At 44.4% G+C, this 26,087-nt stretch carries 21 protein-coding genes and 2 pseudogenes; 8 read left to right on the forward strand and 15 right to left on the reverse strand.

Translation table 11 applies throughout. The annotated features are described in order from the left end of the window. Positions 1-21 precede the first annotated feature (21 nt). Positions 22-387 carry a transposase gene (locus tag J7545_RS12575; RefSeq protein ID WP_318719623.1) on the reverse strand — a complete coding sequence of 122 codons (366 nt, stop codon included), beginning with the start codon at positions 385-387 and terminating at the stop codon, positions 22-24. A gap of 140 nt (positions 388-527) precedes the next feature. Between J7545_RS12575 and J7545_RS12580 the strand changes: the two are divergent. Beyond that, positions 528-1,862 (forward strand): annotated as a pseudogene (locus J7545_RS12580) (IS701 family transposase). A gap of 46 nt (positions 1,863-1,908) precedes the next feature. Here J7545_RS12580 and J7545_RS12585 read toward each other — a convergent pair. From J7545_RS12585 to J7545_RS12605, 5 genes and pseudogenes are all read right to left on the reverse strand, one after another. Beyond that, positions 1,909-2,469: pseudogene (locus J7545_RS12585) on the reverse strand (IS4 family transposase); the annotation flags it as partial. Between the two features lie 428 nt (positions 2,470-2,897). Then, a complete protein-coding gene (gene prmC, locus J7545_RS12590) occupies positions 2,898-3,773 on the reverse strand; it encodes a peptide chain release factor N(5)-glutamine methyltransferase (RefSeq protein WP_318719625.1) in 876 nt (291 codons plus the stop codon). An 18-nt stretch (positions 3,774-3,791) separates the two neighbouring features. Continuing rightward, positions 3,792-4,583 (reverse strand): Tic22 family protein, encoded by a 792-nt coding sequence (locus J7545_RS12595; protein WP_318719626.1) that lies wholly within the window; start codon positions 4,581-4,583, stop codon positions 3,792-3,794. A gap of 167 nt (positions 4,584-4,750) precedes the next feature. Continuing rightward, positions 4,751-5,668, reverse strand: coding sequence for a heterocyst differentiation master regulator HetR (hetR, locus tag J7545_RS12600; protein WP_318697978.1), 918 nt, complete (start codon positions 5,666-5,668; stop codon positions 4,751-4,753). Positions 5,669-5,842: 174 nt separating this feature from the next. Beyond that, on the reverse strand, positions 5,843-7,681 hold the full coding sequence (locus J7545_RS12605; RefSeq protein ID WP_318719627.1) for a hypothetical protein: 1,839 nt from the start codon (positions 7,679-7,681) through the stop codon (positions 5,843-5,845). A 106-nt stretch (positions 7,682-7,787) separates the two neighbouring features. On the opposite strand from J7545_RS12605, the gene J7545_RS12610 reads away from it, so the two are divergent. Continuing rightward, on the forward strand, positions 7,788-8,483 hold the full coding sequence (locus tag J7545_RS12610; protein ID WP_318697980.1) for a class I SAM-dependent methyltransferase: 696 nt from the start codon (positions 7,788-7,790) through the stop codon (positions 8,481-8,483). Further along, positions 8,483-9,529 carry a polyprenyl synthetase family protein gene (locus J7545_RS12615; protein ID WP_318697981.1) on the forward strand — a complete coding sequence of 349 codons (1,047 nt, stop codon included), beginning with the start codon at positions 8,483-8,485 and terminating at the stop codon, positions 9,527-9,529. Before J7545_RS12610 ends, J7545_RS12615 begins: the two co-directional genes overlap by 1 nt. On the opposite strand, the gene J7545_RS12620 is transcribed toward J7545_RS12615, so the two are convergent. The 3 genes from J7545_RS12620 to J7545_RS12630 form a co-directional block, all read right to left on the reverse strand. Then, positions 9,512-10,783 carry an energy transducer TonB gene (locus J7545_RS12620; protein WP_318697982.1) on the reverse strand — a complete coding sequence of 424 codons (1,272 nt, stop codon included), beginning with the start codon at positions 10,781-10,783 and terminating at the stop codon, positions 9,512-9,514. The two genes, J7545_RS12615 and J7545_RS12620, sit on opposite strands and share 18 nt — an antisense overlap. Before the next feature lie 84 nt (positions 10,784-10,867). Next, a complete protein-coding gene (locus tag J7545_RS12625) occupies positions 10,868-11,578 on the reverse strand; it encodes a precorrin-2 C(20)-methyltransferase (RefSeq protein ID WP_318697983.1) in 711 nt (236 codons plus the stop codon). Positions 11,579-11,989: 411 nt separating this feature from the next. Continuing rightward, on the reverse strand, positions 11,990-13,846 hold the full coding sequence (locus J7545_RS12630) for a WD40 repeat domain-containing serine/threonine-protein kinase (RefSeq protein WP_318719628.1): 1,857 nt from the start codon (positions 13,844-13,846) through the stop codon (positions 11,990-11,992). A gap of 492 nt (positions 13,847-14,338) precedes the next feature. On the opposite strand from J7545_RS12630, the gene J7545_RS12635 reads away from it, so the two are divergent. The 3 genes from J7545_RS12635 to J7545_RS12645 all read left to right on the forward strand — a co-directional run bounded on the left by J7545_RS12635 (position 14,339) and on the right by J7545_RS12645 (position 17,705). Further along, positions 14,339-15,091 (forward strand): class I SAM-dependent methyltransferase, encoded by a 753-nt coding sequence (locus J7545_RS12635; protein WP_318697985.1) that lies wholly within the window; start codon positions 14,339-14,341, stop codon positions 15,089-15,091. A gap of 171 nt (positions 15,092-15,262) precedes the next feature. Then, the gene (gene gatA / locus J7545_RS12640) at positions 15,263-16,720 is read left to right on the forward strand and encodes an Asp-tRNA(Asn)/Glu-tRNA(Gln) amidotransferase subunit GatA (protein ID WP_318697986.1); all 1,458 of its coding nucleotides are present in this window, start codon (positions 15,263-15,265) and stop codon (positions 16,718-16,720) included. Between the two features lie 97 nt (positions 16,721-16,817). Next, positions 16,818-17,705, forward strand: coding sequence for an alpha/beta hydrolase (locus tag J7545_RS12645; RefSeq protein WP_318697987.1), 888 nt, complete (start codon positions 16,818-16,820; stop codon positions 17,703-17,705). 23 nt (positions 17,706-17,728) lie between these two features. On the opposite strand, the gene J7545_RS12650 is transcribed toward J7545_RS12645, so the two are convergent. After that, a complete protein-coding gene (locus tag J7545_RS12650) occupies positions 17,729-18,973 on the reverse strand; it encodes a DNA cytosine methyltransferase (RefSeq protein ID WP_318697988.1) in 1,245 nt (414 codons plus the stop codon). A gap of 69 nt (positions 18,974-19,042) precedes the next feature. On the opposite strand from J7545_RS12650, the gene J7545_RS12655 reads away from it, so the two are divergent. Beyond that, positions 19,043-19,393, forward strand: a complete 351-nt coding sequence (locus tag J7545_RS12655) for a hypothetical protein (RefSeq protein ID WP_318719629.1) — start codon at positions 19,043-19,045, stop codon at positions 19,391-19,393. Here J7545_RS12655 and J7545_RS12660 read toward each other — a convergent pair whose 3' ends face one another. Continuing rightward, positions 19,394-20,083, reverse strand: a complete 690-nt coding sequence (locus tag J7545_RS12660) for an SAM-dependent methyltransferase (protein WP_413038752.1) — start codon at positions 20,081-20,083, stop codon at positions 19,394-19,396. A gap of 88 nt (positions 20,084-20,171) precedes the next feature. Then, positions 20,172-22,556: a penicillin-binding protein 1C gene (gene pbpC, locus J7545_RS12665; protein WP_318697991.1), complete on the reverse strand. Its 2,385-nt coding sequence runs from the start codon at positions 22,554-22,556 to the stop codon at positions 20,172-20,174. A 43-nt stretch (positions 22,557-22,599) separates the two neighbouring features. On the opposite strand from pbpC, the gene J7545_RS12670 reads away from it, so the two are divergent. Continuing rightward, positions 22,600-23,043: a GNAT family N-acetyltransferase gene (locus tag J7545_RS12670; RefSeq protein ID WP_318697992.1), complete on the forward strand. Its 444-nt coding sequence runs from the start codon at positions 22,600-22,602 to the stop codon at positions 23,041-23,043. A gap of 69 nt (positions 23,044-23,112) precedes the next feature. On the opposite strand, the gene J7545_RS12675 is transcribed toward J7545_RS12670, so the two are convergent. From J7545_RS12675 to J7545_RS12685, 3 genes are read right to left on the reverse strand one after another with little or no spacing between them, the layout of a single operon-like run. Continuing rightward, on the reverse strand, positions 23,113-24,789 hold the full coding sequence (locus tag J7545_RS12675; RefSeq protein WP_318697993.1) for a GIY-YIG nuclease family protein: 1,677 nt from the start codon (positions 24,787-24,789) through the stop codon (positions 23,113-23,115). Next, complete coding sequence (locus J7545_RS12680; protein WP_318697994.1) at positions 24,750-25,403, reverse strand: Uma2 family endonuclease; 654 nt, start codon at positions 25,401-25,403, stop codon at positions 24,750-24,752. Before J7545_RS12680 ends, J7545_RS12675 begins: the two co-directional genes overlap by 40 nt. A gap of 51 nt (positions 25,404-25,454) precedes the next feature. Then, positions 25,455-25,844: a four helix bundle protein gene (locus tag J7545_RS12685; RefSeq protein ID WP_318697995.1), complete on the reverse strand. Its 390-nt coding sequence runs from the start codon at positions 25,842-25,844 to the stop codon at positions 25,455-25,457. Positions 25,845-26,087 lie beyond the last annotated feature (243 nt).

A 26,087-nucleotide genomic window follows, 5' to 3' on the forward strand; every position in this document is an offset into this window, starting at 1 on the left:
CCTCTTTGAGTTGCTGCTTGACTACTGCATCGTGTTTTTTTTACGAGATAGTCCTAATTTTTGTAAACACCGCCACATGGCTGTAGCACTCACCCAATTTCCTGTGAGTTCTGCAAATAATTCACACAGTTCGGCTAAAGTAGCATCTTGATGTTGTGCCACCAACTCTTTGACTTGTTGTTGAGATTCAGCATTATTCAGATAACTTAACTGGGGTTTTCCTGGACGTTTCGGCTCTACATGTCCCTCATTTTTTTGTTGTTTTACTAATTTTTGCACTAAGCTTTTGCTTACCGAAAACCTCTTAGCTACTTGTCTAATTGAGTTTTTTTCGATTAAATTAGCTTTGACTATTTTTTCTCGTAAATCTACTGAATATGCTTTCATTTCCTCTTAAGATCCCTCAAATTTCTTCACCTTACATTGTACCTCATGACAGCGCGAAGCGCTGTATCCCTCTTCTGTCACTCTCCGAGAATTAAGATAGAATAAAATAGAGTATCAATAGCTAAAAGCGAGATAGAGCAATGGATGTAGAGTTACAGATCTTAAAACATTTGCCGAGATCGCCAGAAACCACAGTTTCGGTTGTCGATCAATATTGTGACTCCTATCAAGAGATGTTTAGTGACGTGAGAAGTTATGAATATTTTAAATACTTACATTTAGGAATTATTTCTCCTATCCCCAGAAAGACCTTTCCAGAAATAGCTAAAGGTGTTGGCATCAAATCTCCTCAATCCTTACACCATTTTATAGCCAATTCCCCTTGGTCTGTCAAGGAATTAAGAAACCGGAGATTAAGAAAAACCCTAGAAGCCTTAAGGGAAGAAGAAATCATCGTGATTATTGATGAGACTGGAGATCGGAAAAAAGGAAAGAAAACCGATTATGTAGCTCGGCAATACTTAGGAAGTGTAGGAAAAATCGATCAAGGTATAGTGTCAGTTAATGCTTATGGAGTCTATCAAAATATCACCTTTCCACTTCTGTGTAAAGTGTTTAAGCCTGAAGGAACCTTAAAGAAAGGAGACGTTTACCAAAGTAAGATTGAAATCGCCTCAGACCTCATTGATGAATTGAGAGATTATGGCTTTAAGATTAAATTAGTATTAGCGGATAGTCTCTATGGTGAAGGTAGCACATTTGTGAGAAAATTAGAGGAAGAGAACTTATGTTATGTCTTATCAATTAGAAGGAATCATTCAGTCCTAATGCCAAATCATGAAAGGGTTAGAGAGAATAGATGGTATAAATTAAAGAGAGTTTTTAGCGATCAAACCTCAGAAGAGCGATACATCAGAGAGATTATATTTGGTCACCGAAGAAAGCGAACGTATTGGCAAATAACGACAGACACTTCTACCCTGCCCGAAAACTCAACATCTTGGGTGATGACTAACATTCAAGAAACAAGAAATCAGATGAAAAAGACAATTGGGAACCTTTATGGTATGAGAACCTGGGTCGAATATGCATTTAGACAATGTAAGCAAGAATTGGGGTGGACAGATTATAGATTAACTCAATATGCCCAGATTGAAAAATGGTGGGAGATGATCATGAGTGCTTATTTAATGATTAGTTTGAATAGTCAACCATTTTTGTGATTAAATAATTCAGAATCCCAGAAGATAAAAAGTGCTAAAGTTCAAGGAGATTGTTCTGTCCACTCACAGTGGGATCGCTCTGGCAGTTGGAAAAGTATCTTGAAGAATTTTCGTTTACTGATTCAGCCGACCCTTCTATTCTGGTCAATTGTTCCGTGGTTAGATGTTGTTCCGAGTTCTTATTTATGGAGGGGATTTAATAAATTGATAAACACCGTTAATCAATTTCAATCCTTTTATCCTTCCGGATAATTGGCAGATTTCCTATTCATTGAACTCGGAGAGTGACAGAAGAGGGGTATCGCCAGATTCCGGCTTTCATCGCCCAGACAAAGGCCAGGGCTAAAAGAGCCAGCCACTTCGATAGACGCTCGCGCTCGGTAAAATGAGTCGATTCTAGGCAAAATCCCTGCTTCTTGAGTGCTCCAAAGAGGGTTTCAATCCCCCAGCGACGACCATAGTCGGCCAAAGCATTGCGGGGAGAGTGTTCGGTGATGAGAATAAGAAAATCATCATCACTTTTTTGTTTCTTCTGTTTGGGCTCAAGGCGCACTCCTATGACATAAACCGGGCGACCCCAAACCCAGCGTCGTCCCGGTAGAACTCGCTGCTCACCGATGGAGAGAGAGCGAAACAGATGAACACCAGCAATGGCCGGTTGACCCCGACCTCGACTAATCTTGTCGGTTTGACGAATGCGCAGACGGAAGGGAATTGGCTGGTCTATCATCACAAATAAGAGCCAAGGCTTACCAACAAACTCCCGGTCACCGGTTAAATAGGCAATCTTTACTCCGGGAAAGAGGGCTTCCAAGCGCTCCAACAAGTCCATACGCTCTTCACTATTACTGTTGCCTTTGTTTCATCGCGGGTAAATGACTCGTTACAGGAATTGTTAGCTGTAGCAGGCTTTGTCGCCGTCTTGAACCGGAGGTAGAGCCGATTGCCTTGCTTGCTGATAGAGACCCCCTTGGGAGTACTCTTCTGGCAAGCCTTGAGGTAAGCCCTTACTAGCTCATGGGTCAACGTACTTGGATGGGTCAATGGAGTTAGAGTGGAAATACTCATTTACCATCGACCATGCCTGTTTAGTGTAATTGTCAGACATCTGCCTATTTTCTGCCTATTTCCTTTTCAAGGTTCTACAAGGCAGATTTGGCAAAGCTTCTAGCTCATTAGATAGCGTTAGCCATGATATGAACGTTGAGTTCGAGTCTCGCCATCCGCATGAAATGAAGACGAATCTAGGGGTGAACGGACGTTTGCCCCTATGTTATTAGTATACAACTATCGCCGAGAAGCTAAGGCGAAGCGTTCAATTCCAGCTAAGTCTTTGTGGATCTCAATTTGACCATAATTACCATTCTCAACCAGTAATTGTTCTATTTGTTTGGCTTGTCCTGCCATCATTTCCACGATCCATAACCCTCCAGAGCGTAAATAGTCGGGAGCCGTACTAATCAGGGTGCGGATACAGTCTAAGCCGTCCGATCCGCCATCAAGGGCAAGATGGGGTTCATGATCGGCAACTTCGGGTTGTAATTGGTTAATTAAGCCTGTTGGAATATAGGGGGGGTTAGCAACCATGCCCACCAATTGGCCTTTGAGAGGGTGAAGAGGGGTAAACCAGTAGCCCTGGTAAAACTGGATTTGAGAGTTAAAGGGATATTGGGCAGCATTGGCGCGGGCGATCGCCAATGCTTCTGGGCTTCGATCGACCGCATGAACGGTAATCTGAGGTAAAGCTTGGGCTAAACCGATCGCGATCGCCCCACTTCCCGTGCCTAAATCTGCCCAATCCCCGCCCATTTGCCCCACATCAGAAGCCAGGACTAAATCAATGAACAGCTCGGTTTCTGGACGGGGAATTAATACCCCAGGAGCCACGTGTAGCTCCAAATCTCGCCAAGTTAATTCCCCGATCAAATACTGGAGGGGAACCCTAGTCTCAATTCGCTCTTTCCAGAGTTGCTGAATGTCTAACCAGGGACGAGATAAAGGAATATCGGGATGAGACTTAAATGACTCTAGGCGTAAACTGAGGGTATCGAGACGAGAGAGCGATCGCAGCAACCCATCCACCTCAGACGGAGGAATATTCGCCGCGATCGCCTCTTCCTGTGCCTGTTTTCGCCAGGCAGCCAACTCTAATCCCGAAACCATAAATCAGGGTGTACCTTATTAATTTCCCGACTGCCGACGTTCTATTTCCTGTTGCAGAAAACTGCGAGATTCTGGTGTCGGAATCAACTCCACTTTTTGCAAAAACGGATCGTCTTCAGTAATCAACAAATCCATCAACCGTTCTAAAGTAGTCACTTGAACCACAATTTGGGAATTAGCATCGCTATTCTGCTTTTTATACTCTTCCAGAGCTTGTTCTAAATCTCCATGGTCAAAAAAGGCCAAAACCGCTTGGCGATCGCCATTTTGAATCGTCAAATACCCCTGATCTTCCCCTGCTTTAGCCATAAAGAGAGGAACACCCTGAAACGCATTCGCTAACTCTGGATCTCCTTGTTGCTGCAACACAGTTCGAGCTTGATTGACCTGTTCATCTTTAGGCTGAAACTGAAACACTAACGGTTCTTCCGCATCCTTGTATTCTTGATGTAACTTATATACTTCACTCAACGGCATTGCCCGCGCACTCATTCCTTGAGGAATATCAGGATTACTTTCGCGTACCTGAGCTAAAAAACTTTGAGCATCCGTTTGACTAATAAAAACACGAGTTAAAGAAATCCGACCCTCATCCGGTTTTTCTCGATCGCGAGGAACGGAAACCGTCAGTAAAACCCCTTCTTCATTACTAATTGCATAAACCGGAATACCCTGTAATTTTCGTTCTATTTGTGCTTCCGGAATCGCAATAGCGGCTGAGGGCATCAAGCTCAGACCAACGACAGGACTCAATAGTAGAGTCCCCATTAAACTCAAGCGACTTCCCCATTGAACCAATGACTTAATCAATCTTCTTTACCTCAACATTTATCGATTTACATAGCAATTCCTACCTAAATCTTAGGTGGAATCGCAATTCTGTGCCAGTTTTTAGACGCTATTCTCCTGACTTGGGCAATTGCCTTTGAGTTCCAAAACCACTAGAGAGCTGTGTCCGAACTTTCTGGAGTCTCTGCCTACAACTCCAAGGGACCAAACACCATCTGAAGAACCATTGGCTTGCCCCCATCTTCATGGTAGCGGTCTGCCCACGCACGAATGACTTCATCGAGTTCTTCCATGGCTTGTTCATAGCGTTCTGGGGGGATATCCATTTCCTCTAGGATACGCATGACGTGGGGTTTCTGTTCTGAAGGACTTTCTGCCCATTCTTGCATCAGTTGAAAATAGCGGGCTGTATCTTCGACTAAGACATATTTTCTCTCTTCCTGATCGACAGGAGTATAGGTGGAGCGAGTGAGAGCGTAGTAGGGCATTCCCCAAGGGACATCAATGCGGGTAACTGTCCCAGAATAGATCAAACGACGCTTAATATGTTCGGCAAGAGCTTCGCTGAGGGGAAGTTGCCGGTCAGTAGGAAGATTGGAGTCTTGTTGCGATCGCGTATGCAAATATTCAATCAGATCCATAAACTGGAATGAGGGAATCACTTGGGCATCGGGTAGATGGGGGGGAAGTTTAGATTCAATATCTTGTTTTTCTTCCGAAACTAAATTATTTCCCAAAACGCGAGACTTTCCCGGTTGCCAATGATATTTTTCCATCCAGACATAGGGAAATTGGATCAGATAGCGGGGTTCGGTAGACCCCAACATTTTCAGCAGTTTTCCTTCTGTGAGCGCTTGCCGAACTTCTTCAACAATGACTTTAACTCGTTTGGGTTCGATGTGGTGCAGATGCCCCGTCATTCGCAAGTTTTGCCCCTGCTCCATGTAAGTCGTATAAATCGCGCATTTAGCAGCAGTAGCGGCAGCGTCTAAGAAAGCCCCATGGCGATGGCCACTATTTCTCATGGCAATAAAGGCTAGATATAACAGGATCTGATCCATTGCACTGGGGCTAAGACGTTTGATCAGATCATTTTCATTAGTCATATCACTTATGAAATCCGGCAAGGTTAACAAGTTGAAGGGCAAACACAGGGCGCTTACCTTAGTTCAGGATAAGCTTAAGTACCTTATATCCTAACCTATGATTGTCAGGAATAGGGAATGGGAATTAGGCAATCGGTTATTGCTTGGTGTCCCTGTGTTGCCGCATACCTTGCCTCAAGGTCGCCATTCGGGTCCAGTGGGTGTGCTATGTAGTTGCCAGAGGCGATCGCCTCCACTATACTCTAAACGTCCTTGATTAAGCGGTTGTTGGATCAATGGGGAATCTAGGACTGGCCAGTTATCTAGAGTTTTGACTTTACCATTAATTCTCCCTAATCCTTTACCCCTTTTGGGGATATAGGCGAGGGATAATTGGATAGAGTCTGAAGACTTTTCACTGGGTTTGGGTAAACTTTGGTACCTTAAACGCATTTTACTGAACTGGGGTTGTGTTTGGCTCAGAGCTTGCGTCAGTTCGCTGAAATTGGAATAATCGCCAGTCGAGACAATTTCCGTAATCCAAGCCGTATTCGGGCCATGAGCAGCTAGCACTTGATAGTCTACCTGTTTACCCTGGTCTGAGACTGAAGAGCGCCATTCGATCTCCTCTCCCCACGGACGAGCGCAGAGCCAAGTGTTTTCGATTTGCCAAATATACCAGTCTTGATATCGTTGGGGTTGGCCATAGCGGGAGGGTAAAACGAGATGGGACAAGGGAGGCACTCCAGCAGCGAGATCTTCGGGAGACAGGCGCAATTGGTAGAGAACGGTTCCTTGATGTTGTAAATATTGATCGCCAGGAGAGCTACCCGTTGCCATAGGCGTATGATAAGTTCCGGCTAAGGAAATGACCGCATTGTTTTCGCCTTGGGGATCTCGAACCACTAACTTATAAGTAGCATACTGGGCATTGATTGTACCCTTGACTTGGTAGGAACGCCCAGGATTAATGAGTGTGCCCAGGCTGTAATCTGGCGTGATATAGAAGGTTTCCCAAAATTGATTATCTTGGTGATAGGAATAGTAAACCGGATGGCTGGCTTGCAGTTCCAAGGGAAGAGTAATATTTTTCTGGGCAATGTCCTTTAAATGTTCGGGAGGGCGATAGGTACTCAAGGCAGCCGGAAGTCCCACTCTCGAAGCACTAGAGCGCATTCTGTGAGAAGTTTCTGGTTCATCTCCCCACCAAACCCAGGCAACGGTGGACAGTCCACTCTCATCCCAGGTTCCTCGGTCAAATCCGCGACTTTCTGCGCCGCCTGCGGTTCCCCAACTTAAGCGAAGAGCCATGTTGGTAGCCAACCAGTCTAGGGCAGCTTTCGCTAAGGCTTTGCGTTCTGGGGTTTGGGCAAAATCGTAGAGATTGAGTAATCCGGCGATCGAATAGCCATAATAGGTAGACGAGTGAAATTCCCCTTGGCCAATGGTGAGAAACTTATTAATTTCCGATCGCAACCACGCCTCATTGGTTGCCTCAGTCGCTGGATAAGCCACCGGCCAACCGCTACCATCCATCAAGGCTAAACCGGACACTCGCTGCATAAACATATGGTTCTCGGTTCCCGACTCATTCCATTGTTCTACCCGCTTGGCTTCCAGTTGGCTGCGATAGTCTGCTGCTAAAGCTAGCGGTAAATTTGCGCCAAACTCAAACCAGATACGAATGTCAAAAATACTGCGGAAGTGATAGAGGTCATTTTTTGCTTCATTGAGCCGTTGGAGGGCTTGCCAGGTCGTTTCGGCATTATATTCTGTAGGAAGCGACAGACGGGCAAGGATGACCGGCAGAAGGTATTTATGGGGGTCACCTATATTCCGCTTTTGCCACCAAATTTCTAGGTCTTCTAAATCTTGGGAGGCAATCTGTTGTCGCAGGGCTAAACTTCTGTCTTCAAACGTGGAAGTTTGAGAGAAAGCAACTGATGATTGGCGCTCAACAGAGGGGGTAGGATGAGTTCCTGTTAATAAGCTAAGGAAGACAAGGATTAGGGTGGAGAGCTTTAGAGAGTTCATCAATCAGAGGTTGAGGGATCGATATTTAAATGGTTTACTAAATCTGTGAGTCAATCCTTCAAGAATAGCTAAAAACTTTATGACGGTAACTGACCTATATCAAGGCATGTCTGATTTCTATAATGCCTTTGTTCAGCGGAATCGAGATTATCAAGCAATTGCCACCGATCTCATTGACCTTTTCGGTGATGGGCAAACTATCTTGGATGTGGGAATTGGAACTGGGTTGCTGGTCGAGCAAATCCTTCATTTGCGACCTAACCTGCGGATAGTTGGAGTAGATACAAGTGCCTCACTACTTCAACAAGCAGAAGAATGTTTAGGGAGTCAAGTTGAGCTTTATTGTGAAGATATCAGTAATTTGTCTGTTGACAAACTCTTCGATATTGCCTATTCCCGTGGTGGAGCCTGGGCATTTGTCAATGATGGCGATCGTGTTCTACTGGCAAGCCACATTTTAGATTGGGCTACCCTTGAGCGAAGTTTTGAACGGGTTGCAGCACACTTATGTGATGGAGGACGTTTAATTATTATTTCATCCAATTCCAATCATACCAAGCAGGAACAACTGGATGATAATATTGTATTCGAGAGAAAGATCGCCCAAAAAAGGGTTGATGATGAGCAATATCTGATCTTAGACTATCACTGCTATCATCAAAAGGAGCTTGTTGGACAACAGCAGGTAAAAATGCGATTAGTGGATTTAGAATCTGTGGAAAAGATGCTGGAAGCGGTGGGACTTATCTCTATATCCAATCATGAAAATCAATACCATGTCTATGAAAAAAGGAGTTGTTAATGAGTAAGTATTTTGAAATGATGACTGAGATCTCTCAGGAGACTGATGCGATCATTAAGCATTATACAGACCATTTGAATGAGGAAGTGAAACAACTCCCAATGAAGCGGTATGGTCATCCACGGTTACGGGATCTACAAATCCGAACGGGTTATGAGATTAATGGAGGGAAAAACTGGAAAGAACTTACTCCTGTTTGTGCTAGTTTTGAGATTCTAAATTGTTCAACTTATGTCATCAACTGGTTTCTTGATGAGAAGCATGGTTATGAAACGAGTGAGAGTAAACGAAACTTGGTCATTGCTGGATTTCAACTCAGAGAAATTGCCCAACAGATTCTAGAGGATTACGGTATGACAGCGCTTATACCACTGTTGAGCAAAATCAACCACCAAATTTATTTGGGTCAGAGGATGGATATTCAGGAACTAAAAGTATCTAGAATAGGAGAATATCCAGAGTATAATGAATTTCTAGATGCATATCAGCAACGATGTAGATTGCTCTCTGGTGTATTCTATGGCAGTTGTTTTTTAGCCGGATCGATCGTTGCAGGAGAACCCGATCATTTACTCTATGAAATGGGAGCGATTTATGGATCTGCAACTCAGGCAGCCAATGATTTTGGTGATTTTGCTCTTCCTGTACAGTGCCTCTCAAAATTGGAAAAACCCTATCAAGATCAATTTTCTGATTTTATTAATGGAAAGTTAACACTAGCGGTCTATTTAATGACTCAAAGGTCCAATGCCCAAGAATGTAATCGACTGGAAGAATTAAGATATAAAGGGATTGAGGAAAATGAGTACCGCGAAATTTTATGTCTACTGGTGAATAAGGGGGTGTATGCTGATTGTTTAGCTTACCTCAAACAGGAACATAAGCGATGCAAAAACATGCTTTACACTAAAGAAAAAACGGTTCATCGAGATATGATCGCTTCAATCCTGGTGAGAATTACGTCGAACAAATTCCTCTCACAGCTCAGGAAAAATCTTGAGTTGTTCCAAGTGGATCATGGGGCGACATTAACCACAAGTGTCTAGAGGTTCAAACGTGATTTTGAGTAGGTACAGTTGAGGATCGTCGGTTAGCTCAAAAACTTTGGCTTGTACGGCTTCTAATGCGGCTTCATTCAAAATGCCATATCCTGTACTTTGAATGAGCTGGGCTTCTTGTATAATTTCCCCTTCAGGATCGACGACAACACCGATGGTGGCTCGTCCTTGCAGTTGGTTGCGACAGGCGAGAACGGGTAGGGGGACTTCAATTTCTTGTTGCTGCCACAGGGAACTGTTTCTATTATTTTTATACCGGGTGGGAAGGTTGTTAATCCAGGATTCTAGGGTAGCAGTGGCTTCTTCTTGACTGGTTCCTTCTGGATCATAGACGATCGCCTCCCGCAAGGCTTGGATTTCTGCTAACAGGGGATCGTCAGGTTCAGGGGTTGCCTCTGGTTCGGGGATTTCGTCTTCTGGAGGAAGTGCAGTAACTGGAGAAGGTTGAGGTTCTGGGGTGTCTTCTGATTCGGGAATTTCGTCTTCTGGAGGAAGTGTAGCCACTGGAGAAGATTGAGGTTCTGGGGTGTCCTCTGATTCGGGTTCTTGTTGGCGGTATTTTTCTTGTCGGCGACGCAAATCGGCGATCGCCGCTTCTGGTATTCTACTGGGTAATACACCCGGTTCTGTCTCTTCAGGCTGTTCTTCTTCTATCGGTTCTAGAGGTTCGGGGGGAAGCGGCGTTTCAATGTCCTCTTCTGGATTATCAGCTAACCGATTAATCTCTAAATCGAGATCGGTTGGAGGCAGTATGGGCAAGGGATTTGCATCATCGTAAACGGGAGGATTGGCAGGAGGCGGTGGGGGTAAGGTGGGTATAACTAAAGGCTCTCGATAAGGAGAATTAGAAGAAATGGGAGGGAGTTGCAAAACGGGGGGCGGAGGTAGCTCCAGAGACGCACGGGGGGGAGGTAAGACAAAGGAAGAGGGATTTCCAGCACTGGAACTATTAACTGAACTATTGCCAGGAGTATTGGCAATGGGTTGTTGCGGTTGCCATGCTTCAGGATTAATGGGAGGTAGAGTCAGTTGGGAAGGGCTGTTGAGATTGGGCAGACGTTCTAATTGTTCGGGAGTCAGTTCGACTAAGTCAACTGTATTCAGGGAAGTGCGCGAGTTGCCACTTCTGGTGGGGATGTTAATCCACAATAGCCCATGAAAGGCAACGGAGGCGATCGTGGCAATCCAAAAGGGTTGGAGAACAGGTTGCCGTTGTTGGGGAAAGAGGGGAGAGTAAGTCATGGGAAGAGAATAGGGAATAGGGAATAGGGAATAGGGGATGGGGAATTCTCGTGTTTCCGTTTCGGCGTTTCCCTCTACTGCCGACTAATTACTCCCCATGATAATCAGCAGGGAGAAGTAGGAGAGGGGGAGTTGGGGAAATTGTTCTAGATTAGTATAGATTTTTTGGTTGGGTTGGGTGGCTCGTTCGACAATATAAGCTTGTTTGAGTAGATTACGCTCTTTGAGAAATTGCCATACTTGTCCATAAACGGAACTGACTTTCATTAAGACAACGACTTCTGAAGAGTTTAAGGCTTGTTCTAGGCGATCGATGTGGTAAAGTGCCGGTAAAATGGTCAACCGTTGATCCCGAATAGTGAGAGGGAGTCCGAGAACGGCTGCGGCTGCCATGGGTGAGGCGATGCCAGGAATCACTTCTATGGAGGCTTGGGGATGTTGTTTGGTTAGGGTTTGGGCGAGATAGTTAAAGGTACTATAAAAACTAATATCGCCTTCGCAAGCAAAGGCGATATCTTGTCCTTGTTGAAGGTAAGACCAAACTTGTTGAGCTGCATCTGTCCAAGCTTGGTACAAAAGGGTTTCATCTTGTAGATAGGGAAAGGTGAGGGAGAGTTGGGTTTGTTGGGGCTTGAGCCAGGGTTGGATGATGGTTTCAGCTACACCGGGTTGGTTGTTTAGTCCGGAGGGAAAGGCAACGACAGGAGCGTTTTGCAGTTGCCGCAACCCTTTGAGGGTAATTAATTCTGGATCGCCTGTACCGATCCCAATGCCGTAAAGAGTTCCGAGTTGCACAAATCTAGAGAAATATAAACAAAGGTTAAGATGCCTGTTGATTATTTAATTGTAACCCAGCGATGGAGTGATGTCCTATTGCTGATTGCTGATTACACGAAGGGACTATACGGATGGCGGAGTAATCACTCAGGGGCAACGATCGAGAAAATCATCCACTTAGTTCACCCGATAAGATGAGGTCAATCAATCTTTTTTCAGCAATACTATACAAAGAAAGTGTTGATTTTATGACTTATGTGTATTCATCCGGCAATGCTCCTGGAAGAAAGACAGTTAACCTATCGTAGGCTCAGTGAGATTTTATATTTGCTTGATGATATTAAGCGAACCACAGATCCAGATCGACATAAGGAACTGACAGAACAAGCGAGTCAGTTATGTATTGAATTAAGATATCATTATTCTCAGTTAGTCCCCGATCCAAATCTTGATGGTGGTATCGCGGCTTGCAGTAGCCATGAGCGATCGCCGCGGACTAATGGCGATCGCGTTAATGTCCTTGAGATGTTCCCTCAAAGTCTGTCTGATTTTCAAGGTATTTAAATCCCAGATCATTAAGCTACCATCAGCACTTCCGGCAATAAGTTGTTGATTGTCTGAGCTAAAGGTAACTGCTCTTACCCAGTCAGGAGAGGGTAAAAAGGTATGCTGGGATGAAGGGTTTTGACTCGGTTGAGATAAATGCCAAAGTTTTACGGTTAGATCGCTACTACCACTAGCTAAGTATTGGGAATCTTGACTAAAGGCGATCGCATTAATATCTCCTTGATGTCCATTCAGTTGGGTGATGGGTTCTCCAGTGTCTACACGCCACAAATAGATTTGATTACCACTACTTCCAGACGCAATGTATTCCCCCTCTGGACTAAAGGCAACAGTATTGATCCCACGGGGATGAAGGATGGACTGATGGCGATCGCGCCAGTGATGGGTAGCATTATCGCTCTCAATAAACCAAATTTGCAATCGGCGATCGTCTCCGCCACTGGCGATCGCCTTTCCCTGGGGATGATACGCTAAAGAGAGAGTTACCGCACTCTGATAATGCTCTAGGGGAGTACAATACACCGTTCCCGTACCAAAGTCCCAAATCTTAATCGCATCATTAATACTGCCACTAGCCAATTGATGTTCTACAGGACTAAACGCCAACGTGAGAACTGGTTGAGAATGAAAGTTTAAAGTTTCTTCTAAACCCCCTGTTTCTAGATTCCAAATTTTGATCGAACAGTCAAAACTACCACTGGCTAACAATTGTCCATCGGGGCTGATCGCCAAGGCAGAAACTGAACCTCGATGCCCCTCTAAGGTTTGCACACAGCGCCAGTTTTTTGCCTCTGAAGGCAGGAAAAATTGCGGGCGTGGGGGAGGAGGTGGTGGCAGTTTTTTTTCAGGTTTGAGAGCATGATAAGCATCCCTAGCACAGCGATATCGGTGTTTAGTTCCAACCTGAATAAACCGATCTAAAATGGCTCCCAGTTTATCACTGATTTGAGTGTCTCCTAAGTATTCGCGCCACACCCAAACCGCTTCTGAGTTATCAAAAAGAAGGAAGGGAGACACATGAGTTAAAAGGTATAAACAAGTGACCCCTAAGCTGTATAGATCGCTGGCATAAATAGCTTTACCTCGAATTTGTTCGGGAGCCACATATTCGGGGGAACCGATGGTAGTTCCAGTGTTGAAGAGGGCAGTTTCCGTCACATATTTGGCGGAGCCAAAATCGACTAAACTATATTCGCCATTTAAGCCTTGAATAATATTAGCGGGTTTAATATCCCGGTGAATGACTTGCCGGTCATGGATATAATTGAGAACAGGTAAAAGTTTTTTTAGTAAGTCCCGGATTTGAGGCTCTGTCCATTTTCCCGTTTGCTCTAAAATGACCTCTAGATTTTCTCCGGGTCGATATTCTTGGACTAAATAATAGCGATCGCCTTCGTAGAAATAATTATAAAATTTGGGGATTTGGGGATGATTTCCCAGTTGATAGAGCCGTTTTGCTTCTTGTTCAAATAAGTCGGTTGCTTTACTGATCTGATCGGGATTTTGGCTAGCAAAGATTAATTGTTTGATGGCACAACGGCGCGTAATTTCTTGGCTCCTATCAAGAGCAAGAAACGTGCATCCAAATCCCCCCTGGCCAATTTTTTTAATCGCTTGATAGTGTTGTTTCAGGATCAGGCTTTGCCCACAAGTTTGACAGTATTTCGCGCCCTGGGGATTTTGGGGGAATCTGCAATGGGGGTTCAAACAGTAGGACATGGGACAATGAACAATTAATAGTTAATGATGATTTTGTAGGGGCGGTTTCACCCAAATTTAGCACACAAAATGATGGATTCCCAAACCCCACTCCTACAGTCGATCGAGTAGACGCGTATAAACACAAAATCGATCTTAGCCTTAAACAAAATACTCGCGCTTCACAAGATATTGAATCACTGGTAAACCACCACCAGCTTGAGCGGTAGAATCAGAAGCAGTCATGGGAATAGCCTGAATTTTATCGATTCGATATTATAGCGCTTCGCGCTAGGGAAGAGGGAATAGGCACGAATGGCAATCGCTTGTGTTGCGAGCGAGTCTAAGACTTGAAGCTGTACTTCATAGAAGAAAGAAGGGCTATATATCGCATAGATGTGGTAACGTGAAGATTCCAGCAAGGAACTCATGGTATGCCAACTCAACGGGCTATCTGGATGAAGAGGCTTTATCCTTTGCCGATTGCCAACCTAAGCTAGACGAGCTGTTAGTATGACTCAAACTTGGAATAGCGAACTTTACGAGAGCAAACATCACTATGTTTCTCAACTGGCAACAGACTTAGTCACCCAACTCTCCCCCAAACCTGGAGAACTTATCCTCGATATCGGTTGTGGAACGGGTCATTTAACCGCTAAAATTGCCGAATCTGGAGCCACGGTTATTGGCTGCGATAATTCTGAGTCTATGATTGCCCAAGCTCAGGCGAATTATCCCCAGATTGAGTTTAAGTTAGAGAATGGGGAAAAGTTATCCGAAACTCACGTTTTTGATGCTATTTTTTCCAATGCCGCGCTCCATTGGATGACGAATGCAGAAGTTGTAGTTCAAGGCATTCAAAATGCCCTGAAACCGGGTGGACGCTTTGTGGCAGAATTTGGCGGAAAAGGGAATGTGCAAGCGATTGTTACTGCTGTTGAAGAAACCCTAGCGGCTAAAGGTTATTCTTCCCCCCCCAAAATTTGGTATTTTCCCAGTATTTCTGAATATGCATCCCTGCTCGAAAATAACGGTTTGGAAGTGAGATTTGCCCAACTGTTCGATCGCCCAACAGTATTAGAAGGCGAGGAAGGTTTACGGAATTGGATCGTAATGTTTGCCTCTCACTTACTCTCCCCCGTTCCCCTCAATGAACGAGAAGAACTCTTAAACAGCATTGAAGCCACTTTGCACCCTCATCTTTATCAACAGAATAGTTGGTTTGCCGACTATCGCCGTCTACGAGTGATATCAATTAAAAATTAAAAATGATTGTAAAACTCTCCGCGTCCCCCTATCTCCCTATCTCCCCATCTCCCCATCTCCCCATCTCCCCATCTCCCCATCCCTACCCATCCCTACCCATCCCCCTATCCCCTCATCCCCCTATCTTGGTAGGATTGAAGACGCTAAATCGGAAACACAGAAGGTAGAAGCATGGCATCCATCCGCGAGTTGCACCAACAGCTTGTGACTAAAGAGCGATCGGCGGTAGAATTGACCCAAGAGGCACTCGATCGCATTGAAACCCTAGAACCGAAGCTTCATAGTTTTTTGGCGGTGATGGGAGAACAAGCTCTAACCCAAGCCAAGGCTGTTGATGAGAAAATAGCAGCCGGAGACGAGATCGGGCCGTTGACGGGTATTCCGATCGCCGTTAAAGATAATATGTGTACCCCTGGAGTGCCCACGACTTGCGCCTCCAAGATTCTCCAGAACTTTGTCCCCCCCTACGAATCTACGGTGACTCAAAAGCTCAAAGACGCAGGAGCGGTTATCGTTGGCAAAACGAACCTGGATGAGTTTGCCATGGGTAGCTCCACGGAAAACTCCGCCTATCAACTCACCGCTAACCCCTGGGATATAACTCGCGTTCCAGGAGGGTCATCCGGAGGTTCTGCGGCGGCTGTAGCTGGCTTAGAATGCCCTGTATCCCTCGGCTCGGACACTGGGGGGTCGATTCGGCTTCCGGCTTCGTTTTGCGGCATTGTCGGCTTAAAACCGACGTACGGGTTAGTGTCCCGATATGGTTTGGTTGCTTATGCCTCATCGTTGGATCAAATTGGGCCCTTTGGGCGTACGGTGGAAGATGCGGCTATTGTCTTAGAGGCGATCGCCGGTTACGATCCCAAAGACTCCACCAGTCTGAATGTTGAAATCCCCAACTATGTGAGTTTACTCAGACCCAACCTAAGATCGAAAGGGCGGCTCAGAATTGGGATCATCACCGAAACTTTTGGCACAGGATTAGATCCAGAAGTCGATGAAGCAGTGAAAAAAGCCATTAGTCATCTACAAGATTTAGGGGCAGAAATTCAAACCATTTCTTGTCCTAACTTCCGCTATGGTTTACCAGCCTATTATATTATCGCCCCCTCTGAAGCGTCGGCGAACCTAGCCCGCTATGATGGCGTAAAATACGGATTTCGTGCCGAAGAGGGGGATAACCTACTCTCTATGTACGAAAAAACCCGTGCCCAAGGATTCGGTCAAGAAGTGAAACGGCGCATTATGATTGGAACCTACGCCCTATCTGCGGGATATTATGATGCCTATTATCTCAAAGCCCAAAAGGTACGCACGTTGATTAAAAAAGACTTTCAAAAAGCATTTGCGGCTGTTGATTTATTGGTTTCTCCCACTGCTCCTACTACGGCATTTAAGGCTGGTGAAAAAACGAAAGATCCCATTAGCATGTATCTCTCGGATTTAATGACCATTCCCGTTAATTTAGCCGGTTTGCCAGGATTGAGCATTCCCTGCGGATTCGATCGACAAGGACTACCGATTGGACTACAATTAATTTCCGATGTATTGCGCGAAGATTTATTATTGCAAGTTGCCCACACCTACGAACAAACCACAAGCTGGCACTTAAAGCAACCCTCTCTGTAGTTAAGACAACTCCGGGGTTGGGTTCTTTTTCTTTAGAATTAAGAGAACGGATAGCCACGGGGTTGCTCTTCGTTTGTTGTTATTCCCCCTAGAAATTATGTTGAGGGTTTTATTTCATCAAGAATTGTGGATTTTTTTGGTCGGTTTGGCGATCGCCTATGGAACGCTGTGTTGGTATTTTTGGGCGACTCAAACCCGGTTAATTTTTTTCCCCGTAGAAGAAATTACTCGCACCCCAGCCGATATCGGTTTAGACTATGAGGACGTTTGGGTGGAGTCCGTAGAACCAGGAGTCAAGTTACATGGATGGTGGATTCCCAATGAAAGAAGCGATCGCCTGCTGCTTTATTTCCATGGTAACTCAGATAACATCGGTGCAAACGCCTATCACTCCGGCCGATTTTACCATCTTGGCTTTTCCGTCTTCCTCTTTGATTATCGCGGATATGGTCAATCCAAGGGCGAATTTCCCACGGAGAGCCAGGTTTATGAAGATACGGATACCATCTGGGAATACTTGGTGAACGAGCGGGGGATAGCACCAGAACAGATTGTGGTGTATGGTCATTCTCTAGGGGGCGCGATCGCGATCGAATTAGCCACAAAACACCCCGAAATTTCCCATCTGATTATTGAAGGATCGTTTACTTCCCTGCGACAGATGGGTGATTATCGCTATCCTTTCCTTAACATTTTACCCATCGATCTTCTATTGAAAAATCAATTTAATTCCCTGACAAAAGTTCCCCAATTAAAAATGCCCACCCTCTTCATTCATGGACAACAAGATCGTGCCGTTCCTTTCTTTATGAGCGAAGAACTTTTTGCTGCGGCTCCTGAACCCAAAGCACTCTGGCTGTTTCCCCCTGGCGATCATAGTACTGTTGCCCCTTTAGCTGGAGAAGAATACTTCAAAACCGTCCGTGAATTTGTAGACCTGCCCGTTTTTCCCATTCCCAGCCATTATCTCAATCCTCCACAATAATACAGCGCAAAGCCCTCTCTATGCTATGGCCTTTTCCTAGATTGGATAAAACGAGCAGCTTTGGCACTATCCCATTCTAATAAATGGGTGCGATCGAGTTGAATCGTTTTGCGCGGACGAACGGGAGAATAGCCTAAAACTTTGCAAATTTCCGCAGCTACTGCTTTGGCTAAAAAAGGAGGGACTGAATTCCCCACTTGCCGAAACCCGTGCCATTTGGTGCGATGAAATCGAAACCAGTCGGGGTAAGAATGGAGTCTGGCTGCCTCGCGAACTGTAATACATCTCGGTTCAAAGGGATGGATAGGGCGGGGAGACGTATATGCGCCGCAATCGCTCGGTGTACCGGCTCTTAATGTATTACAGAGTCCGTTTGGATCTAATCTTAAAAAATGACTAATCGGTTCAATTTTTCCTGGTTTTATTGCCTTAAATCGCTGGATAGATGTAGGGCTGTGATGAGTTTTTAAGCTAGATGTTAACAGAGTTTTGTCATACTTTCGCGTATAGGAATAATCATCTACTAACCTTAACATCCCATGTAAGAGTTTACCATACTGACTATAGTTTCTAAAAGCAGCTTTCACCCAATCCCTGGTTTCTAACTCCGGATAGCGGTAGAGTTTAGGGAGTCCTCCAATGGCATCTTTAACGGTCGGATGAGCATCAAAATAGGGAGCGTTTTTGCTCGTCTGAGTTAAGGTGAATTGGGTTAAGGGTAGGGGAAACTGGGGAGGGGATAAATCTTGACGACATCCGAGTAAAAAGAGTCGTTCTCGGTTTTGAGGCACGCCATAATCGCGAGCATTTAAGACTCTATTCTGGACTTGATAATTATGGTAAGCAAACTTTTCGATAATTTCTTCAATAAAGAAACGATGGGGGCCGATCGCCATACCTTTAACATTTTCCATGACAAAAAATTTAGGTTGCAGATCGGCAACTAGACGGATAAAATGGTAGACTAATCCATTACGAGGATCGTCTAGAGCACGTTTCCCAATTACAGAAAATCCTTGACAAGGAGGCCCGCCAAAAACAACATCAATGGGTTTCTTTCCAATAGCTGATTGTTCCCGAATTTCTGCTGCTGTAATCTGGGAAATGTTTGCACAAAGAATTTTCCAATGGGGAAAATTGTATTCATGAACTCCGCAGTGAATGGGGTCTATTTCTACAGATGCCAAGATATCAAACCCCGCTTGCTCAAAACCTAGGGTCATCCCTCCTGCACCGGCAAATAAATCTACAGCGATCGGTCTAGACACCGTTTTGAAATACTGATGAGATAACGCTACATTATATCATAATTGGGTGTAGTGGAAAGAGGTGAAATAATGCAGCGATCGCTCCCACGAATAGCCCTTTTCAGTCTGAGTCTTTTTCTGACTCTGATTTTAGCAGCCATACCCGGCATAACCGATGATGGTATTCATCCCGAAAAATGTAGTTTTAAAGGTATCCAGCTTTATGGCAAGGTGAAAGTAGTGGAACATTTCCCAGATATTCAAGTACAAGTGGTTGAGTCATTCCCGGATTTAAAGGTAAAATGGGTCAAGCATTTTCCTGATGTTTGTGGAAAATGGAAGCAAGTAGACCATTTTCCCGATTTCAAAATTCAATATGTCAACAGCTTCCCGGATATCAAAATAAAGCTTGTCGATTCTTTTCCGGGGATGGATTCTTGATTATTTGGATTTTCGAGTGATTTTGAGCATTTGATTGCCACCGCGCTGTAATTGATATTCAACGGTTTGAATTTGACAATTATAGCCTTGATAGTCTAAGGTATCTATCACCATAGGAAGATAAGGCGATTGTTGTAAATTTAACGTAAGTAATGGGAAAATTCGGACTTCTGTACAAACTCTTAAGAGTTCTTGGATAGACTGGAGATGAAACGCTTGATTAAAGTGGTCAGAATACAAAAATAGAAAGTGGGAACATAAACCGATTTCATATTCCAGATCGGAATAATTTAAATGGGGCAGTTCACCCACTTGATAGCGACCTTCTACTTTTCCCAGTTCATAATCTTGAGTAAATAATTCGATAACCCTTTCTCGATTTTGCCTTAAGTCTTGGGGCGACTTATGATAGCTCCAAATCCAATCCTGTGGACTGCGATCGATTTGGTCGATAATATCATCAACGACCGCATAAAATCGCTCTTTAATCTCTTGGGCACTAAAACAATAGAGAGGATCGACTGATTGGATGTGATATCCTTGAGCAGTCGCTTCTGCATTGAAACTAGCTGGGCCATCTGCAATGCTGAGAATCGTTTTGTGTAAGTCGGATTCGGTTAAGTTGAACAAGTTAATATATTCATCAAGTGACCGCCCAAAGGGAACTACTTGATCTAATTGCATAGCCATAGATATATAGCGCTGGGTGCTGGTAAAGGGTAATCGGTAAGCCACAAAAACGTCTATCTTCTCTGTTCTATGTTTGGATTAAAAGTATTTAATCTGCAATAGAAAAGCCTCGGCGGGTTGTTTTTTGGGGAGTTTCCTGGACTTGAAACATAATAGTGTCGCGCTCTTCACCTCCTGCCGTTTTGACTTCGAGTTGCCAACTGCCCAGTTTCAGATTCCAAAATAAGGAATGAGATTGGGTTGTGGCTATTTTTTCTCCATTTAACCACCATTCTACAGGCTCTTCTCGCTTACCCGCTAATTTAAATTCTAGGCGATTATCCTGCCCAGCTTGGGGAGCGAGTAAGAAGTGGTCATCCTGTTCAGGAAAAACAATTCTCAGTTGCCCGTCCCATTGGTTTTCTGGCTGTTGGGAGAGCCATTCATTATATTCTGGAGGTAGTTCTATGGACTGGTTTTTAGCGTTTGATTTTTCCAGATCTTCTGGATAAAGGTATTCTAAAACAATGGCAGAAGGACAAATATAATTAGGTTCTGTAGGGGCGGGTTTACCAAGGACTTGATTTATAGGTGGAGATATAGATAAACCCGCCCCTACTTTTGGCGAAGATGTAAATCTATTTTGATCAAGAATTTGTCCGGTAACGGCACAAATGGGGTGGTGAACTAAACCCGATGGAGGGGAAAAATCTGCGGGTTCCGTCGTTTCGTGTAAGTGTTGCATAATTCGATGCCAGAGGGGGGCTGCACCCATGACTCCGGAAATTTGCTGCATGGGGGTTCCGTCAAAGTTGCCCACCCAAGTCGCGACTGTATAATCTGCACTAAACCCGACTGTCCAGGTATCGCGATAATCGGAAGATGTCCCGGTTTTGACGGCCGCAGGAAAGGGCAAGTTTAATACAGAGTCTACCCCAAAAGCTGTGGCACGGGCATGGCGATCGCCTAACATATCCCTCACCAGTTCCCAAGATGTCGGTTCTGACGCGCCCTCTAGCTGTTCTGTTTCTTCTCCAAAATAGGTAACTAAAGGCACGGTTTTACCTTGATGCGCCAATCTCAGATAAGCCCTCGCCAACTCCCATAAACTCACCTCTCCACTGCCCAATGTTAACCCTAATCCATAGTAGTCTGGATCGTGAGTTAGATGGGTGAATCCCAGTTTCCGTAAGTGGTTGAGGAACAGGGGAACCCCCACTTGTTCGAGGACGCGCACGGCGGGCACATTCAGGGAGTTAGCCAGAGCTAAACGCACCCGCACCGGCCCTAAAAAGGTTTCGCTATAATCCACCGGTTGGTATAGTTTTGCTCCAGGTATGGCATACGTGGTGGGCACGTCAGCAAGGATGGTTTGGGGACGGATAACCCGTTGTTCTAGCGCCAGTTGGTAGAGAAAAGGTTTCAGGGTGGAACCCGGTTGGCGTAAGGCTTGTACCCCATCGTTTTGCCCTTGCAGACTATCGTTAAAGTAGTTGGGAGAACCCACATAGGCAAGGACTTCTCCAGTATGATTATCAATGACGAGGGCGGCTGCATGGTGGACTTGTTTGGGGGCGAGAGCGTCAACCACTTGCTCTACTTGGGTGGCGACAAACTGTTGTAGGGTGCTATCTAGGGTGGTGCGGACGGTGCCCCCATCGGTGGTGGGAAGGTGCTTGGCAACCCAGAAGAGGAAATGGGGAGCGGCAAGGATTCCCTGTTGTCGCGATCGCAGATAAACTTGTTCACTATAAGCCCGTTCTGCCTCTAATGCCGTAATCATCTTATCCGCTACCATCCGGTCTAAAACATAACGCTGCCGAGCTTTCAAAGCTTGCCAATTATGGTAGGGGTCAAGGTCAATAGGGTCATTCGGTAGAGATGCAAGTAGAGTCGCTTGAGCTAAGTTTAACTCCGCAGCCGGAAGGCCAAAATAGTTACGAGCAGCCGCTTCCACACCATAGAGGTTACTTCCCATAGGTAATCGGTTAATATACGCAGCCAGGACTGTATCCTTATCCATTCCCGCACTTAAGCGCCAGGATGTCCAAATTTCACCCACTTTATGGGGGAGAGTGCGGGGGGTGGGATGGAGCATCCGTGCCAGTTGCATCGTAATAGTGGAGGCTCCGCTAACAATTTCTCTGGCTTGAAGCGCTTCTAAAATCGCACGAGAAACCGCAATAAAATCCACCGAACCATGTTGATAATAGCGCTTATCTTCCGCCGCAATAATCGCTTGGATAAAGTAGGGGGAAATCTCATCCAGGGGAACCACCATCGTATGGTCTTGGTCGCGGGTGAGCAGGGTTCCCAAGGGCAGTCCATGACGGTCTTCAAAGGTGAGTGCGCCGTCCGTTTGCGCGATATCTTGGGCGCGAATGGGGATAAGATAGGGTACAGAGCGGAGAGTTAAGCAGAGTAAAATTACACCGAGAAAGATGCGGAGGGGGAGTTTATATTTTCCATGCCATAATTTACGGAAGTATTGCATAATTGACCCATAAAGTATTGACGTTCAGAGGGAGCGCATCATCATGATTCATTACAGAGCAGCAGAGCTAACTGATTTAGAGATCATTTTACAACTGGTGCAAGAATTTCATCACAGTGAAAAACTAGGGTTTGATGAAAAACTTGATGCTCAGGCTTTAGAAGAGTTAATCAGCGATTCATCTTTAGGACAACTGTTGCTGATTCAACAAGAGGATGAAATTGTTGGCTATGTTATTGTAGTTTGGGGTTATAGTCTGGAATTCAGAGGCAGAGATGCATTTATCGATGAATTTTATCTGAGACCCCAGTACCGTCAACAGGGCATCGGGACTCAAACTTTATTATTTGTCGAGAAGACCTGTCAAGAGTTAGGAATACAAGCGCTGCATCTAGAAGTTGATTTTGAAAATCCTGATGCACAACGTCTTTATCACCGAGTTGGCTATCAACGCCATAATCGTTTTTTGATGACGAAAATACTATAGCATAATCTTGAAAGCAATCTAGAGGTTAAACTTGAAGAATTATTAAACTAATCCTGTGGATAAAATTTCCTAATTTACTTTTTCTGGCTGAAAAGTTAACTTCATTTCCGGTAAGTCGGAGGTTTGCAGACGGCGCTTAATTTCTGCTTTGGCTGTTTCAAAGGTGGGAAAGTCATCACTCGGCCCAAAGGGAATACCAAAACCAGAACCCACTTCTAGGATTTTGATATTCCCTTTCGCAGGCACTAGCACTTTACGGGGAGAAACATAAAATTTATCGATATATCCGACTCCATTAGCCCAGCGATTTACAGAGGCAAAATCTTGTAGATATTCTTCGACTAATAGCCAAAATTGTCGGTCAACGCTGGCTAAAAGATATAGGATTTCAAATCGCTCTGCACTAGCGTGTCTTGCATGATTATCTATCAATCCGTATGCGGTATTATAAAGGTCGCGTTCCTGCAAAGGTTTATCAGATTTTTTTGAATTATTATCAATTCTTCTTCCTTCACGATCAAATGAGAAATTGTATTCTCCATCTTCTCTCCATTTTTCCCGTTTGTAAGGCTTCTTCAAGTCAGCACTAAAACTTTTGACAAACAAGCCAATTTTATCCGTGCCACGAAGAAAGCGTATTGCACCCTCATTACTATATTTTTGTGGCTCGATATCTCGTTTGTGCAAGAGAGCTTTTACAGTTATAGTACCTGACTTTTTGGAGCGGCTGCCATAGCCTCGCTTACCCGTTTTATAATCTTCACATATGGTGGTGATTTTATTTTTGATTTTATCCTCATCAATCGGTTCATTAAACAAAATCCTAATCAAATCTGCATCATAAGGTCTCATGCGCTTAAACAAACGACCATAAAAATATGTGCCATCGGTTTCTGACTGCATTTGACTTAAGGATTCAGGGGTTACCGCTTTGATCGATCTTCCGGCTAACTTAACATCATGATATTTGCGGATTTCTTTTATCTTTTCTTCAGAGTAACAATAATCATACACATACAGTTCTATGGCATAGCAATTGACATATAAACGATAGACATCGATATAACGAACTGATTCCCAATTGGAAGCATAGGCTTTACGAGAGTTCAATGATGCCTTGATAAATGGGCTTTCTTTTCCACCAAGGCTGAAATTATATTTTTCTTTGAAGGCAGTTCTATCTATAGAAATGTGAATGATATCCAGGGATAACAATTTCTTGTGAAACCACCAATAATTATGATCTGAATCTGCAATATCTTTACGGGGAGGTTCAACACCGAGGATAAAGGCAAAATCAGAAATGGCGACTAAGGTTTCTCGTAAGAGGGTTTCGCTGGGTAATACCTGTTTCGCTTTGACGGGACTCTCGTTTAAGTGGGGATGATATTTTTCAATGCGCTGCTTCTCGACTTCATCAAGTTTATCTTGACTCACCAACTCATAGTAAATGGTGAAGTGTGTTTTCTTCTGTGCTTCGAGTTGAGCGATGCGATGATGGGTTTTGCCTTTCCAGCGTTTACAGATGTTTTTAGCTTTGCCAATGTACCACACCTTGTGAGCTTGATCGAGAACATAATAAATCCCGGAGAACTCTGGAAACAGTTCTTTGGTTTGTAGGGGGATATGGGGGAGTTGGAGAAGATTGCGATCGCCTTTCATTTCGCAAATATGTATCAAGCATAACTCTATTATCCGATTATACCTCAGTTTCGTTGCGTCGGCGATCGCCAGTGATTTCGCCAAATCTTAGCCGCAGCTAAAGGTTGGGGATTCTTAACACATTCTGCTAATAAGTTGAGATCGATCTCCGGCAGTAACTCACTGTTTTCAATCTGTTCATAACCATGATTCGATTCTAATTCAACCGGAAGATTGGAGCGCAAATGATAGACTAAAAACTTGCCATTTTGCCAAAACCAAACTTCAGGGACTTGCAAGCGTCGATACACTTCTAATTTATTAATCCCACCATGGGTAACCACCACTTCAATCGCTAAATCTGGAACATCTTTATCTGTGCCAAAACAGTATCCTTCATCCGCTTCTAGTCCTGCTCGTTTTGCTTCCTGTTTCAGGGTAGTGGAGCCAAAGGGAAAATATTCAATATCGGCTTCTAAAAAGTAAAGTTCTAGTAAATTGCCAATCCGAGTTTTTTCCGTTTCATGGCGGCGAGAGGTGGACATGATTTCTAAAACTCCATCTAAATAAGTGACGCGATAACCGCCATTATCTCCAATGATATTCAGCAAGGTTTCATAGTATTCCCAAGTGGCGCTATTGGTCAAATAGCGGTCTTCAGAATCCTGGTGGGATAAGGGAGGTTCGGGAAATAGGGTATTAAATTTCAATGCCAGCATAATTCAATTGATGTCTCCATAATTTATGTCAGGAATTCATAGAGTCAGACCCTAATCAAGCAACCAATCATCGGGATGGTTAATCATGTTTACTAATTCACTCAGGATTTGATTGTACATTTTATAGAGTTCTCGTCCTTGTTCTACATTCAGATATTGACATTTAACCGAAAATTTTAACCACACTTGGGTTTCAGCCGCTTCTGCCTCACAGTCATTCAATTTAGCGACAAAAGCGGCTTTATATCTTCTTTTCCTCCAAGCTTCTGCCAAGTTAGCACAGACGGAACGAGAAGAACAACGAACTGGGTCAGTTAATGAATATTTTTCTTCAACAGGAAACGTTTTAGAATGGACAAAAATTTGCATTGCCGCATCAAATGCTAACTGATAAATACCCAAATCTTCATGAGTCCTAATCAATGGTTTCTCTCCTTCCATAACTGCCCCATCTACTCCATTAACTCTCTCTATTCTATCCTCCCCATCCTCCCCATCCTCCCCCTCTCCCCCATCCTCCCCCTCTCCCCCATCCTCCCCATCCCTTACAAGTGAATGATTTTAAGATTTAGCCATCAGGAACGGGAAATAGCTGAGGAGAAAAAGAACCAAGGGGCAAACGCGCTCCCTGAATAGCTGTAGCTAAAAGAACTAAAAAGCCACGACGAAAGCAACTCAACCAGC

The organism is Roseofilum sp. SBFL, assembly GCF_017746885.1.
Taxonomy (GTDB): domain Bacteria; phylum Cyanobacteriota; class Cyanobacteriia; order Cyanobacteriales; family Desertifilaceae; genus Roseofilum.